The 14,131-nt window shown below is 72.3% G+C and carries 11 protein-coding genes; 2 read left to right on the top strand and 9 right to left on the bottom strand.

The window, feature by feature from the left end; all coding sequences use genetic code 11:
• Positions 1 to 7: 7 nt before the first annotated feature.
• The 8 genes from ACTB72_RS04945 to ACTB72_RS04910 form a co-directional block, all read right to left on the bottom strand.
• Positions 8 to 1,204 carry an acyl-CoA dehydrogenase family protein gene (locus tag ACTB72_RS04945; RefSeq protein ID WP_463035873.1) on the bottom strand — a complete coding sequence of 399 codons (1,197 nt, stop codon included), beginning with the start codon at positions 1,202 to 1,204 and terminating at the stop codon, positions 8 to 10.
• Between the two features lie 130 nt (positions 1,205 to 1,334).
• Positions 1,335 to 1,604 (bottom strand): hypothetical protein, encoded by a 270-nt coding sequence (locus ACTB72_RS04940; RefSeq protein WP_463035872.1) that lies wholly within the window; start codon positions 1,602 to 1,604, stop codon positions 1,335 to 1,337.
• Positions 1,605 to 2,071: 467 nt separating this feature from the next.
• Entirely contained in the window at positions 2,072 to 2,434 is a 363-nt protein-coding gene (locus ACTB72_RS04935; protein ID WP_463035871.1) for a hydantoinase/oxoprolinase family protein, read from the bottom strand.
• Positions 2,407 to 2,937, bottom strand: a complete 531-nt coding sequence (locus tag ACTB72_RS04930) for a hypothetical protein (protein WP_463035870.1) — start codon at positions 2,935 to 2,937, stop codon at positions 2,407 to 2,409. The genes ACTB72_RS04935 and ACTB72_RS04930 overlap by 28 nt, the downstream gene beginning before the upstream one ends.
• Before the next feature lie 367 nt (positions 2,938 to 3,304).
• Positions 3,305 to 4,003, bottom strand: a complete 699-nt coding sequence (locus ACTB72_RS04925) for a GntR family transcriptional regulator (RefSeq protein ID WP_463035869.1) — start codon at positions 4,001 to 4,003, stop codon at positions 3,305 to 3,307.
• Positions 4,004 to 4,023: 20 nt separating this feature from the next.
• Positions 4,024 to 4,827: an enoyl-CoA hydratase/isomerase family protein gene (locus ACTB72_RS04920; RefSeq protein ID WP_463035868.1), complete on the bottom strand. Its 804-nt coding sequence runs from the start codon at positions 4,825 to 4,827 to the stop codon at positions 4,024 to 4,026.
• Positions 4,828 to 4,914: 87 nt separating this feature from the next.
• Positions 4,915 to 5,763 carry an enoyl-CoA hydratase gene (locus ACTB72_RS04915; RefSeq protein ID WP_463035867.1) on the bottom strand — a complete coding sequence of 283 codons (849 nt, stop codon included), beginning with the start codon at positions 5,761 to 5,763 and terminating at the stop codon, positions 4,915 to 4,917.
• Positions 5,764 to 5,998: 235 nt separating this feature from the next.
• Positions 5,999 to 7,171, bottom strand: a complete 1,173-nt coding sequence (locus tag ACTB72_RS04910; RefSeq protein ID WP_463035866.1) for an acyl-CoA dehydrogenase family protein — start codon at positions 7,169 to 7,171, stop codon at positions 5,999 to 6,001.
• 152 nt (positions 7,172 to 7,323) lie between these two features.
• Here ACTB72_RS04910 and ACTB72_RS04905 point away from each other — a divergent pair, with 152 nt between their 5' ends.
• The gene (locus ACTB72_RS04905) at positions 7,324 to 8,103 is read left to right on the top strand and encodes a FadR/GntR family transcriptional regulator (RefSeq protein ID WP_463035865.1); all 780 of its coding nucleotides are present in this window, start codon (positions 7,324 to 7,326) and stop codon (positions 8,101 to 8,103) included.
• 1,637 nt (positions 8,104 to 9,740) lie between these two features.
• On the opposite strand, the gene ACTB72_RS04900 is transcribed toward ACTB72_RS04905, so the two are convergent.
• The gene (locus ACTB72_RS04900) at positions 9,741 to 10,211 is read right to left on the bottom strand and encodes an Lrp/AsnC family transcriptional regulator (RefSeq protein WP_463035864.1); all 471 of its coding nucleotides are present in this window, start codon (positions 10,209 to 10,211) and stop codon (positions 9,741 to 9,743) included.
• Between the two features lie 156 nt (positions 10,212 to 10,367).
• On the opposite strand from ACTB72_RS04900, the gene putA reads away from it, so the two are divergent.
• Complete coding sequence (gene putA / locus ACTB72_RS04895) at positions 10,368 to 14,066, top strand: bifunctional proline dehydrogenase/L-glutamate gamma-semialdehyde dehydrogenase PutA (protein ID WP_463035863.1); 3,699 nt, start codon at positions 10,368 to 10,370, stop codon at positions 14,064 to 14,066.
• The last annotated feature ends 65 nt before the right edge of the window (positions 14,067 to 14,131 follow it).

The raw sequence follows: 14,131 nt of genomic DNA, 5'->3' as shown, positions 1-14,131 counted from the left end.
GGTTTCCTCAGAGCCCCAGGGCGCCCTTGGCGATGATGTTGCGCTGGATCTCGGAAGACCCGCCATAGATGGTCGCGGCGCGGCGGTGCAGATGTTCGGCGAGGATTCCGGCGCTCTCCTCCGGGCCCACCAGCTCGCCGTTCCAGCCCGCCATCAGCGCGTCGGCCTGGTAGGCGAGCCCGTGGCGGCCGAGCACGTCGGTCATGGTCTGAAGGATCGCCTGCTGCAGCTCCGAGCCGCGCAGCTTCAGCGCCGCGGCCGAGATCAGGCCGGGCGTCCCCGCCGCCAGAGCGTCGGAATGCATGGCCTTGAGGGTGGAGAGGCTCATCTCCAGCTCGGCCAGCTTGCGGCGGAAGCCGAGGTCCTGGGAGAGCGGCCGCCCGCCCTCATGCGTCTTGCCAAGAAGGTCGCGCAGCTGGCTGAGATAGCGTCCGAATTTTCCGATCTCGGCCACGCCGACGCGTTCGTTGGCCAGCAGGAACTTGGCGTAGTCCCAGCCCTTGTTCTCCTCGCCCACCAGGTTCTCGGCCGGCACGCGCACATTCTCGAAGAACACTTCGTTGAGGTGATGGCCCAGATCGAGCGTGATCAGCGGGCGCACGGTGATGCCGGGGGTCTTCATGTCGATCAGCAGGAACGAGATCCCGGCCTGTTTCTTCACATCCGGATCGGTGCGCACCAGGCAAAAGATCCAGTCAGCCCAATGGGCGAGCGTGGTCCAGATTTTCTGACCGTTCACTACGTAATCGTCGCCGTCGCGCACCGCGCGGGTCTTGAGGCTGGCGAGGTCGGAGCCCGAGCCCGGCTCCGAATAGCCCTGACACCACCAGGTCTCGTTCTTCACGATCCCGGGCAGGTGGCGCGCCTTCTGCTCCGCCGAGCCGAAGGTGTAGATCACCGGACCGACCATGGTGACCCCGAAGGGCGAGAGCCAGGGCGCGCCGGCGCCGTCGGTCTCGTCGCGGAAGATCGCCGACTGCTCGGCGCTCCAGCCCAGGCCGCCATGCTCCTTGGGCCAGTTGCCGGCGAGCCAGCCCTTGCGCCCCAGCGCCTTCAGCCAGGCGTCGTGCATGTCCTTTGGGACGTGCTGCCCGAGGTCGAGGATGCGGCGCAGCTCGGGGCTGATCTCGGTCCGGCAGAAGTCGCGGACCTCCTGACGGAAGCACTCGAGGTCGGGGTCGCGGGCGATGGAGTTGATGAACATCGGCGGGGCTCCTGCGGGCCGGGCGCGGCGGGCGCGCGGGGATGAGGTCGGGCGCAGCATAGCCGGCGGGGGGGCGCGCAACTTGCGCGAACCACCGGCCCCGGTTGTCGGCGCCGCTTCGCGTTCCACCTCAGCAGGACGCGCGAAGCCACTGGAGCATCAGGCATGGCCGCGCTGCTGGCAGGAAGCGGCGCGGCGGGGCTGCAGCCGCCGCGGACGCGCTGGCCGACGCCTCGGCGGGGGAGACGATGGACGCCGAGGTCTCCGTGGCCGCGAGGTCGAAGATCGAGCTCTCCGGCCCGGCCGGCTTGTCCTGAAGGAACGTCTGAACCGCGGGGGCCAACCCGCTCCACCAGTGCAGGTTCGCCAGTTGCCCGGCCAGCCCGAAGGCGATCGGCATCGGCGAGATGAACCTGGCGCTTTCGCGCCACTTGGCCCTGCAGCCCGACCGCGCCCCGGTGATGGCGCAATCCAGGGCCCAGGAAGGGCCAGCGCCGGCTGCACCTCGGCGAAGGCGATGGACGCCGGAACCCCCCGAGGAAGCCGACGAAAGCCTGCTGCGAGGCGCCCGATGCCCGCATCTTGCGCCCCGCCTCCCGCCCCCCGCCCTCCAGGCGAGCAGGCGGAGGATGCGGCTCGTCCAGGGCTACGGCGGCGGCAGCCTGGTCCAGCGCGACGGCGGCGGTTAGGCGCAGGGTCGCCAGTTCGAACGCCTGGCCGCGATAGCGCAGGTCGGCCGAAAGCGCCGACGCGCGGCGGTTGGCGGGCAGGGCGTCGACGTCCAACGCCGCATGGCCCCGCGCCGCCATCTCCGCAATCCGGGGGGCGGCGTCCCCGGTCGGCGGCGTGATCGCGGCGACCGAGAGGTCATGCAGGATGCCGTGGGCCGAGAGAGGTCGAGGGGTCGTGCGGCAAGGCCGCCGTCGTCATCCCCATCCCATCCGCCACCTCGCAGGCATGGAGGCCGCCGGCCCCGCCGAAAGACATCGGCGCGAAGTCCCGCGGATCGAGCCCCCGCTGGAACAGCGCGAACTTTATCGCCGTCGTCAGCGTTGCGTTCAGCACCGCCAGCGCCCCCGCCCTCGCCCGGTCGGCGTCCATCCCCAGCGGGGCCGCGGCCTTCTCCTCCAGCGCCGCCCGCGCCGCCGCCCGCATCTCCACCCTCGGGGCGCGCACCGGCAGTCCGTCGATCTCGCCTTGCGTCACCACCGTGCGCCGCCCCTCGGCCACGACCGAGACGTCGCAGGACGTTCCCCCATGTCCGCGCCGACCACGTCCGCGAGGTCGAGCCGCCCCGCCAGCCGTTCCGCCGGCGCTCCGATCCCGGCATCCGCCAGCCGGCGGCGGAGGTTCGCGCCATAGGCCGCGATCACCGGCATCGGCAGGGCGTTGAGCGCGGTGGCGGCGGTCCGCTCGAGCTCGTGGATCTCGGGCGAGACCTCGTGCGAGCAGGAGATGGCGGGGCCCGGGACCGGGACGCGCAGGCGTGCGGCCATGGCGCGTTCGTGGTCGGGATTGACGCCGGCGTTGAGGCAGGCGATGGCGCAGGCGGGGACGCCGGTCGCAGCCAGTTTCGCCGCCGCCGCGTCCATGTCGGTGCGCGCATGGCGTCCGATCTCCAGCACGTCCTCGAAGCTGGCGGTTGCGATCCGGGCGCCCTCGGGCAGGTCGTCGGTCAGGACGGCATTGGTGGCGATGGGGGGCGCGTGCAGGATCAGCCCGATCTCGCCCATCTCGAAACCCAGCCGCGCGCCCGCCAGCCCCAGCGCCTCGATCCGTCCGCGGGCCGCGCCGCCGCATCGCCCGCCGGGCGCGCAGCCGCGCCTTTCCGGACTTCGCGCCCGGCCGAAGTCCCAGCGGCATATTTCAAGTTCCGCAGCGCGTCAGCGTCTGGGGCGGAGCTCCGGAGGCCCGGGTTCGACCGTGCTTTGCGCGAACGTCAGACGCGAACGTAAGGCGCCCCACCGCAATCCGGCGCCCAGCCGACCGCCCCGGCCGGCGATCCGCATCCATCCCGGCGCCGTCGGCATCGGCCGGGCGCGCAGCATCGCCGCCCTCCGCTCTCTCTCCCTCGCCGACGGTCCCGCCGTTGCGAGACCTTCAGCCCTGTCGCCGCGCCGCGTCCTGTTCGGCCGCGAGCACCAGGGCCGCCATCGCCTCGCCCCCCGCCCCGATATGGGCGCGCATCGCCGCATCCGCCGCCGCCTCGTCCCCCGCCACGATGGCGGCGGCGACCGGCGCGTGCTCCTCGGCCGAGCGCAGCAGCCGTCCCGGCAGGTCGAAGGTCCTGCGCCGGTAGGCCGCGAGCCGTTTGCGGACCCCGCGCGCGTGGCTCACCAGCACGAGGTTGCCCCCCGCCGCATAGATCGCCTCGTGAAACCGGGCATTCGCCGACGCATAGGCCTCGCGGTCCCCGGCTGCGGCGCTGGCTCGCCCGCCGTCGAGCGCTGCGCCCATCGCCCCGGCCTGCTCGGCCCCTGCGCGCCGGGCGGCGAGCCGGGCGAGGGTGGCTTCCGTCTCGCACAGCGCCTCCAGCAGCGCGATCAGCTCCCCCCCGCTTGCCCGATGCACGAAGATCCCGGCGCGCGGCGCGATGTCGACCAGCCCTTCGGCCGCCAGCCGCTGCAGCGCCTCGCGCACCGGGGTGCGTGAGACCTCGAAGCGGCGCGAGAGGTCGCGGTCGTCGATGACGCTGCCCGGCGGGCGGGCGCCCGACAGGATCTCCGCCTCCACCGCCAGCCGCACCCGGTCCTGGATGCTGGCCGGCGCCTGGGGCGAACGCGAGAGCAGGTCGTCCATGAGGCTTGGGTCTCCGGGGGTCAGCTTCCGGTGAAGCGGGGCGCGCGTTTCTCCTTCCACGCGCTCTGCCCTTCGCGCAGGTCCGACGACGCCCCCGCCCGCGCCGCATCCGCCTTGTGATCGGCCGCGTCGAACACGCCGTCGGCGATGGCGTTGAGGTGTTTTTTCATCGCGATCAGCGCGATGGGTGCGAAAGCGCCCAGCGTCTCGGCCAGTTCGGCCACGCGACCCTCCAGCGCGTCCGCCGCCACCAGGTCGGTGAGGTAGCCGATGCGCTTCATCTCCGCCGCGTCCAGCCGCTCGCAGGTCAGGAAAATCCGCTTGGCGGCGTCGACGCCCAGCCGGCGCACATAGCGCTCGAGCCCGCCGCGGTAGAACACCAGGCCGAGGCGGGCGGCGGGCAGAAACATGTCGATCCCCTCCGCCCCGACCCGGAAGTCGCAGGCGAGCGCCAGGTCCGTGGCCCCGCCATAGACCCCGCCCTGGATGGCGGCGATGGTGACGGGGCGCGCGGCGGCGAGCCGGTCGACGGTCGCCCCGAAATCCACCTTCCGGTCGGCGCCGATGCGCCCGATGTCGAAGCCCGAGCAGAAGAATTTGCCTTCGGCCCGCAGCACCAGGGCGAGGACTTCGGGGGTCGCGTCCACCGCCCGGATATGGGCGTCGAGCGCCTCGAGATCCTCGGGGTGCAGCACGTTGGCGCGGGTCGGGCGGCGCAGGGTGATCGTGGCGATGCGGCCCGAGATCTCCAGCGTCGGAACGCCGGCTTCGAGGACGGGGTCGGCGAGGGCGGGGTCGGGAAGGGTGCGGGTGGCGTCGCTCAAGGGGAAACTCCGGGAGAAGAGGAAAGGGTCGGCGCCTGACGAAACCGAAGGCGGCGCCGGTCCCCGGTCATCCGGTTTGCCGGGCGCCTAGCGCCCCTTGAATTCCGGTTTGCGCTTTTCGCGGAAGGCGCGGCGGCCTTCCTCGTAATCGTCCGAGGCGAAGCAGGCGGCGACGGCCGCGTCGACCTCCGCCAGATCCCGTTCGGCCTTGTCCTGCAGCGCGACGTTGATCGCGAGCTTGGCGGCGTGGACCGTCAGCGGCGCGTTGCCGGCGATCTGGGCGAGATAGGCCTTCGCCTCCGTCTCGAACCCCTCCACCGGGGCGACGCGGGAGATCAGGCCCATGCGCAGTGCCTCCTCGGCGTCGTATTGGCGGGCGGTGAAGAAGATCTCGCGGGCGGCCGCCGCGCCGACGATATCCACCAGGGTGCGGATTCCGGCGTAGCGGTAGCCGAGGCCGAGGCGCGCGGCGGGCACCGCGAAACGGGTGTTGGCGGCGGCGAAGCGCAGGTCGCAGTTGAGCGCGGTGGCGAGCCCGCCGCCGATGCACCAGGTGCGGATCACCGCGACGGTGGGTTTTCGCAGGTTCAGGATCGCGGCGCCGGCCACCTTGCCGGCCACGTCGTAGCTCGCCACGTCCTCGGGGGTGGAGCGGACCCGGTCGAATTCGGTGATGTCGGCGCCCGAGACGAAGGACGCCTCCCCCTCGCCCCGCAGCGCCACGACGCGGACCTCGGGGTCGGCGTCGAAGGCCGCGCAGACCACGGGGATCTGGCGCCACATGCCGAGGCTGACGGCATTGCGGCGGCGCGGGTTGGAAAAGGTCATCCAGCCGATGCCGTCCTCGACGCTCGCCACGATGCGGGGCGTGTAGCCGTCGGCCTCGGGCTGGGGTTCGACGGAGGCGAGCTCGGCGGTGAAATCCTTGGGCGTCATGCGGTCCTCCCGGAACGGCCGCCGCGCGGGGGCGGCCCGTTTGAAAAATATCAGATCACAGGTCAGGTATTCGAATCCAGCCCCCGCGGGGCGGCGAGGGACGGATAGCAGCGGGCTGATGGCGCGCGGAGGCAGGGGGTGGGAGCCGCGCGACGGCCGGAGCGCCGGTGGGCGCGGGGCGCCCGCGCGGCGGTCGGGCCGGGGCGCGGACGGGCAGGTCTCCCCGCCCCCGGCTTCAGTAGGACTTCGGCTGACCCAGCACCCGCTCGGCGATGAAGGACAGGATCATCTGTTCGGAGACGGGGGCGATGCGGTTGATGAGCACCTCGCGCAGCAGCCGCTCCACCACATATTCCTTGGCGTAGCCCATGCCGCCATGGGTCATCACCGCCTGAAGGCAGGCGTCGTAGCCGGCCCGGGCGCCGAGCAGCTTGGCGCCGTTCGCCTCCGCCCCGCAGGGCTTTCCGGCGTCGTAGAGCGCGGCGGCTTTCTCGGCCATCAGCATCGCCGCTTCCAGCTTGGCCCAGCATTCCGCGAGCGGATGCTGGATCGCCTGATTCTGGCCGATGGGCCGGCCGAACACGACCCGCTCGCGGGCGTATTTCGAGGCGCGGGCCAGCGCGTCCTGGCCGATGCCGATCGCCTCCATCGCGATCAGGATTCTTTCGGGGTTGAGGCTGTCGAGAAGATAATAGAAGCCACGCCCCTCTTCGCCGATGCGGTGATCGTCAGGGACGAAGAGCTCGTCGTAATAGGTGAGGTTGCTGTCCACCGCAGCGCGGCCATGCTTGGGGATCCGCTTGACCTCGACCTTGGTGCGATCGAGGTCGGTGTAGAAGACGGTGATGCCCTCGGTCGGCTTCTTGCAGTCCTCGCGTTTGGTGGTGCGGGTCAGGATCAGGATCTTGTTGGCCACCTGCGCGGTGGAGGTCCAGATCTTGCGCCCGGTGATCGAATAACCGCCGTCGACCTTCTTGGCGAAGGTCTTGATGTTGGTGGTGTCGAGGCCGGCGTCGGGCTCGGTCACGCCGAAGCAGACCTGATCCTCGCCCGTGACCAGTCGGGGGATCCAGCGGGATTTCTGCGCTTCCGTCCCGTGGACCACCAGCGGATGGGGGCCGAACATGTTGATGTGGATCGAGGAGGCCGCGGCCATGCCGCCGCCATGGCGCGCCACCTCGTGCATCACCGCGCCGGCGGCGACGACGCCGAGGCCGGCGCCGCCATAGGCCTCGGGCATGGTGACGCCGAGCCAGCCGCCCTCGGCCATCGCGCGGTGGAATTCGTGGGGGAAGGTGGCGGTGTCGTCGCACCTGCCCCAGTAGTCGTCGCCGAAGCGCGCGCAGACCGCGGCCACGCCCTCGCGGATCGCCTGGAGGTCTTCGCCCCCCTCGCCGATGCCCGTCATGCCGTCTCCCTCCCGAGGATGATCGCCTGATTTCAGCGAAGCATTAACCCCTGCGGACCAACTGTCAAAGGGTTGGACCATTTTGAGATGCGCTGTTAACTGTCTGGAAAGACCTGCCCCGGGAAGGGGCGTCGCCGAGAAAAGGACCCCGCTTGGAGCCGCCCCGCATCCCTCGCCGCAAACCGCTGGTGGAGATCATCGAGACCCGCCGCTCGGGCGATCTGCTGGCCGACCGGCTGCGGGCCGCGATCCTGGACGGGGAGATCGAGGCCGGCGACACCCTGCCGCCCGAACGCGCGCTGGCCGAGGACTCGGGGCTCTCGCGCGGCTCGGTGCGCGAGGCGCTGCGTGTGCTGGAGGTCGAGGGCCTGGTGCGTCCGCGCCCCGGGCGCGGCGGCGGGGCGGTGGTGACCGTGCCTGACGACCGGTCGATGGCGCGGGTGGTGGACGGGTTCGTGCGCTCCCGCCGCCTGCCGCTGCGGGTGATCCAGGAGGCGCGCGAGACCATCGAGCCGTCGCTCGCCCGGCTGGCGGCGGCGGGGCGGAGCGCGCCGGAGCTCGCCTATCTGGAAGTGCTGGCCGAAGGGATGGAAGCGCCCGGCCTCGACCAGCCGAGCTTCGCGCGGCTCAACCTGCGCTGGCACGAGACGGTGGCGCGCGCGAGCCGCAACGAGCTGCTCGGCGCGCTTTTGCAGGCGATGTCGGGGGGGATGATGGCCTCGACCTCGGACGAGGGGCTGGCCCGGCCGGAATTGCGGGCGGAGGCGAACGCCGCGCATCGGGCGATCAACCGCGCCATCGCCGAACAGGACGGCGCCGCGGCCTTCCGCCGGATGGAACGCCATATCCGCGCCTATCGCGAGACGGCGCGGGGGCGTGAGGACGCCGAGATGCCGATGGACCGCCGCGACCCGCCCTCCGTCGACGATTGAGGGGACGGGAACCGCGCGCCCGGCGTCGCGGCGGCCATGGATCTTCGACCTCGTCGGTCGCGACGCTGTTGCGTGGCCTTTCTCTGGGCCCTGGCGGGTCTCCCCAGTTGAAATCGGCTTTGGCCCGGCTTTCATCCACGTCGCTTCCGCCAGTTTGGCTGCGCATGGGAGGACCCCGCATAACGTGATGTTCGTATGCCAATGTCCGGGTTTTCGACACGCCGGGTCATGACAGGCGCTCGCGCGAGGAGCAGTCGGCCCTGCGATCTGGTCGAGACCTGCCAGCGCGGCGCGCAGGCCGAAGACATGGCGCGAGGCGCCCGGGCCGTGCGGGACAAGGCCGATATCGCAGTCGTCAGCCGCCTGCCCCCATGGCGTGGTCCGGGGGGATCTCAGTGCATGGTCGGCCTGGGCGCTGCGACGGGCGCCTGTTCGCCCCGGCGACCTTGCATCCCAAGCCATGCCCCGATCCAAGCGCTTCCGAGCCGTCGATCCATTTCGCAAGGCCGGGGGATCAAGGCCCCCGGGGGTATCCTGCCCGAGATGCGCAAGCCTTCGGCCGATGTTCCGGTCAGCGTGGCGGGCGTCGGACTCGCCATCGGCGGCGGCGAAGCGGCGTGGCTCAAGCTCGGGGAGCCGCGGTCGCTCGGTCGCGCCGCGCCGACACGATCCCGTCTGGGTTCGACGAACTCACCCCCGGACGCCTCGAGGCTGGCGGGCAGGATCTTCGCCGGCGCCGATCTGATGGTCCTGACCTCGAATGCCGGGCCATCCGCGCTCAGGCCCCCGCCCGCTTCGGCGCGTCGTCGAGACCAACGGCCTGACCTGCCCCTCGCCGGACCTTCCGCACGCCTGCAGGCGGGAGGAGTTTCCGGGCCAGGATCCGGTGCTGACCCTCCGCCTCGCGCCGCCCCAGGCGCTGCGCCTCCCGCCGGAGACCGACGTCGGCCACGTGCCGCTCAACGGGGTTCGTCTGGACGTCGCGAGGAATGTCTCCACGCCGCTCGACGTCATCGAACTGCGGGCGCCGTTCAAGAGCGAGGACGATTGCGGACGCGGGACGATAAGGAGGTCTGCGGCATCCGGCGGACCGCCTTGCCGAGATTTCCGAGCGGCCGGCCGGGCGAGGGGCTGCAGCTTCGCCACGCCAGCCACGAATGGAGCCCGAATGCGGGCTCTCCGGGCGTGGCGCTGAGCTCAACGCACGGGGAGGGTCGTCGTGGGATGCGCAGCGGCAAGCGGAACAGCGCCTCCGGCGTGGCGCTGGCAGGGGCTGACCCGCTCGGCGCGTTTCGTGCCGAAGCACCCTTTCGACCGGGCCGGCGTCGATGGCGCGGCGCAGGGCGCCTTCGTGACGCTGGCCTTGCGAGTCCCGGGATCGGCGGCCGACGCCGCGACGCGCGGAGGGCGAGCGGACCCCGCTGGCGGTGATCGGCTCGGTGCGCGGCGATGTGTCGGAGACGCTGCTGCCGTCGGATGCGCCCATCGGATCGAGGCCATCGATGCGCTGCGCGATGCCTGCGACTCCCTTGATCCCGGCGAAGGGGGCGCGCTGTGGCGCGAGCGGGACGAGATCGCGCGCCATATCCGCCGTTTCGGAAATCACGGCCGGCCGACCGCGCCGCGTCCGTCGTCCCTCAGAGCCCGCGGTCCTTCACCGACTGCATCACCACGAAGGTCGAGGTGCTGGCGACATGGGGCAGGGCGGAGATGCGCTCGCCCAGCACCCGCCGGTAGCGGCCGATGTCGCGGGTGCGGACCTTCAGCAGATAGTCGAAGCCGCCCGCGATCATGTGGCATTCCTCGACCTCGCGGATCCGGGCGACGGCGGCGTTGAACGCCTCCAGCGCCGCCTCTCGCGTGTCCGAAAGGCGGACTTCGGCGAAGGCGATATGGTCGAGGCCGAACTTGCCGGGCGCGAGCATGGCGCGAAAGCCGGTGATGTAGCCGCGCTCGATCAGCCGGCGCAGGCGGACCTGGGTCGGGGTCTTGGAGAGGCCGACGCGGGCGGCGAGCGCGGTGACCGGCAAGCGGCCCTCCTCGGCCAGCACTTCGGCGATACGGCGGTCGAAAGGGTCGAGTTCCCTGTCGGCGTCGCTTTCGGTCATCATCTCGCCTTTCCTGGAGGCTGTTCGAAGTCTGATCGCCTGCATGGGCATGCAAATCAAGTCCGACGTCCGGGGGCGGACATGGTAAGTTCTCCTTACGGCGGCGCTCCGATCCTGGTCGCGCGCCGCCCTGACCGCACCCGCAGGAGTTCCGGCATGTCCGCGCCCCAGACCGCTTTCGAAGCCCGGCCCGCCCCGGCCATGCTGGCCGATCTCGCCCCCATCGCCTTCGGGGCGCGCGGCGATCAGGCCCGGCGCGCCGCGATCCGGGCGGCCACGCGCCGGGACGAGCGGTCCTGCGTCGCAGCGCTGCTGCCGGAGGCGGAGGCCGGCGCGCTCGCCCCCGCCATCCGCGCCACGGCGCTGGGCCTGGTGCGCGCGATGCGGGCCAGGGGCGGCGGCTCGGGCGTTGACGGGCTGGTGCACGAATACGCGTTGTCGAGCCAGGAGGGCGTGGCGCTGATGTGCCTGGCGGAGTCCCTGCTGCGCGTGCCGGATGCCGCCACCCGCGACGCCCTGATCCGCGACAAGATCGCGGAAGGCGACTGGCGCGCGCATCTGGGCGCCGGCCGCTCGGCCTTCGTCAACGCCGCCACCTGGGGCTTGGTCATCACCGGGCGACTGGTCTCGACGGTCAACGACGGGGGGCTCGCCGACGCGCTGACGCGGGTGATCGGGCGGGTGGGCGAACCCGTGATCCGCGCGGCGGTCGATCTCGCCATGCGGATGATGGGCGAGCGTTTCGTGGCCGGCGAGACCATCGACGAGGCCCTGAAGCGCGCCCGCGCCCCCGAAAAACGCGGCTACCGCCATTCCTACGACATGCTGGGCGAGGCGGCGATGACCGCGGCCGATGCGGCGCGCTATCTGCGCGACTACGAAACCGCGATCGACGCGATCGGCGCGGCCTCGGGGGGCGCGGGGCCGGTGGCGGGGCCGGGGGTGTCGATCAAGCTTTCCGCGCTGCACCCGCGCTATTCCCGCGCGCAGGCCGGCCGTGTGGCGCGCGAGCTCTCGCCCCGGCTGGCGGATCTCGCGGCGCGGGCGGCGCGGCTCGACATCGGGCTGAACATCGACGCGGAGGAGGCGGACCGGCTGGATCTGTCGCTCGATCTGCTGGAGGGGCTGGCCTTCGATCCCCGCCTGAAGGGCTGGCAGGGGCTCGGCTTCGTGGTGCAGGCCTATGGGCGGCGGTGTCCGGAGGTGATCGACTACGTCATCGACCTCGCGCGCCGGTCCGGGCGACGGATCATGGTGCGGCTGGTCAAGGGCGCCTATTGGGATGCGGAGATCAAGCGGGCGCAGCTCGACGGGCTCCCGGATTATCCGGTGTTCACCCGCAAGGCGCATACGGATGTGTCCTATCTCGCCTGCGCGCGGCGGCTGTTGGCGGCGCGGGACGCGGTCTATCCGCAATTCGCCACCCACAACGCCCAGACGCTCGCCGCGATCCATCACATGGCCGGGGTGGACGCGCCGCAGGACGATTACGAGTTCCAGTGCCTGCATGGCATGGGCGAGCCGCTCTATGACGAGGTGGTGGGGCGGGAGAAGCTGAACCGGCCGTGCCGCATCTACGCGCCCGTCGGCAGCCATGAGACGCTGCTCGCCTATCTGGTGCGGCGGTTGTTGGAGAACGGGGCGAATTCCTCCTTCGTGAACCGGATTTCGGACGAGGCGGTGTCGCTGGACGACCTGGTGGCGGATCCGGTGGAGGGGGTGCGCGCCATGGCCGACCCGGGCGCCCCGCATGAGCGGATCGCGGCGCCGGGGGCGATCCTGGGGGCGCGGGAGAATTCGCAAGGCTGGGATCTGACCTGCCCGGCCGAGCTGGCGGCGTTGTCGGCGGTGCTGGCGGCGGAGGGTGGCCGGGTCTGGCGCGCGGCCCCGGTGCTGGTGGACGGCTCGGCGGGGGCGGGGGCGGCGCGCGCGTCCAAAAACCCCGGCGACCGGCGCGATATCGTGGGCGAGGTGGTCGAGGCGACCGCGGAGGAGGCGAGCCGCGCGCTGGGCCTCGCCTCCGCCGACTGGGGTGGGGCGGAGACCCGGGCCGAGGCGCTGGAGCGGGCGGCGGACGCGATGCAGGCCGCCATGCCCTCGCTGCTCGGCCTTCTGGCGCGCGAGGCCGGCAAGACCATGTCGAACGGCATCGCCGAAGTGCGCGAGGCGGTGGATTTCCTGCGCTTCTACGCCGCCGAGGCGCGGGCGAAGGCGGCGGGCGCCACGCCGCTCGGCCCCGTGGTCTGCATCAGCCCGTGGAATTTTCCCCTGGCGATCTTCACCGGCCAGGTCGCCGCGGCGCTGGCCGCGGGCAATCCGGTGCTGGCGAAACCCGCTGAGGAGACGCCGCTGATCGCCGCCGAGGCGGTGCGGATTCTTCACGCCGCCGGCGTCCCCGTCGCGGCCCTGCAGCTGCTGCCCGGCGACGGCGCGGTGGGGGCGGCGCTGGTCGACGGCGTGCAGACCGCGGCCGTGATGTTCACCGGCTCGACCGAGGTGGCGCGGCTGATCCAGCGGTCGCTCGCCGGGCGTCTGGGGGCGGATGGCGCGCCGATCCCGCTGGTGGCCGAGACCGGCGGCCAGAACGCGATGATCGTCGATTCCACCGCGCTGCCCGAACAGGTGGTGGCGGATGTGCTGGCCTCGGCCTTCGACAGCGCCGGGCAGCGCTGCTCGGCGCTCCGCGTGCTCTGCCTGCAGGAGGAGACGGCGGAGCGCACCCTGAACATGCTGCGCGGCGCGATGGCCGAGCTGCGGGTCGGGCGGGCCGATTTCCTGCGCACCGATGTGGGGCCGGTGATCTCGGACGCGGCCCGCGAAGGCATCGAGGCGCATGTGGCGCGGATGGCGGCGGCGGGGCGCAAGGTGACGCGGATCGCGGCGTCGGACGACGCCGCCTTCGGCTGCTACGCGCCGCCGGCGCTGATCGAGATCGCGGGGCTCGACGAGATGGGGGCCGAGGTCTTCGGCCCGGTCCTGCACGTCGTGCGCTTCCCCCGGACGGGGCTGAACAACCTGCTCGCGGGGCTGGAGGCGCTCGGCTACGGGCTGACCTTCGGCCTGCACACCCGGCTCGACGGGATGGTGGCGCAGGTGCGCAGCCGCGTGCGGGTCGGCAATGTCTACGTGAACCGCAACACCATCGGCGCGGTGGTCGGCGTGCAGCCGTTTGGTGGGCGCGGCCTGTCGGGCACCGGGCCGAAAGCGGGCGGGCCGATGTATCTGCCGCGTCTGATGCGTGGCGCGGGGATCGCCGGGGTGGAGGGGGCGAAGGTGTCGGAGGCGCAGGACGACCCCGTCGCGCTCGCCTATGCGCGCTGGCTGGAGCGTCGGGCGCCCGAGGCCGCGGCCCTCGCGCGGGCCGATCTCGCGCGGCTCGCGCCCGGGGCCGAAGTGGAGCTGCCCGGCCCGGTGGGGGAGCGCAACCTCTACGCCCTGCATCCGCGCGGGCGGGTGATGGTCCTGGCCGATAGTCCGGCGGGGCTGCTGCGGCTGGTCGGCGCCGGGCTCGCGGCGGGCAACGCGGTCCGCGTGGTGGCGGAGCCGGGCTTGCGGGGCGCGCTCGACGGGTTGCCGGCGGCGGTCGCGGCGCGGGTCGCCTTCGCCGCCTCGCCGGTCGAGGCCGGGCCCTGCGACGTGGCGTTGATCGAGCGGGGGGCGGACGAGGCGGTGCGCCGCGCGGCGGAGGCGCTCGCCCTGCTGCCGGGCGCCATCGTCACCCTGCACGCGGTGACGGCGGAGGCGCTGGCGGGCGAGCCCGAGGCGATCCGGCCGGAATGGCTGCTGGAGGAGGTCTCGACCTCGATCAACACCGCCGCGGCGGGCGGCAACGCGAGTTTGATGGCGATCGGGTAGCGGCGGGGACGGGCGCAGGCGCCGCCGCGGCGGGTTCGCACCCGCCCTACGCAGGCGCGGCCTGG

The organism is Albimonas sp. (assembly GCF_055129145.1).
Note: the sequence above shows the minus strand (reverse complement) of the source record. Positions and strands in the feature narration are given on the sequence as shown.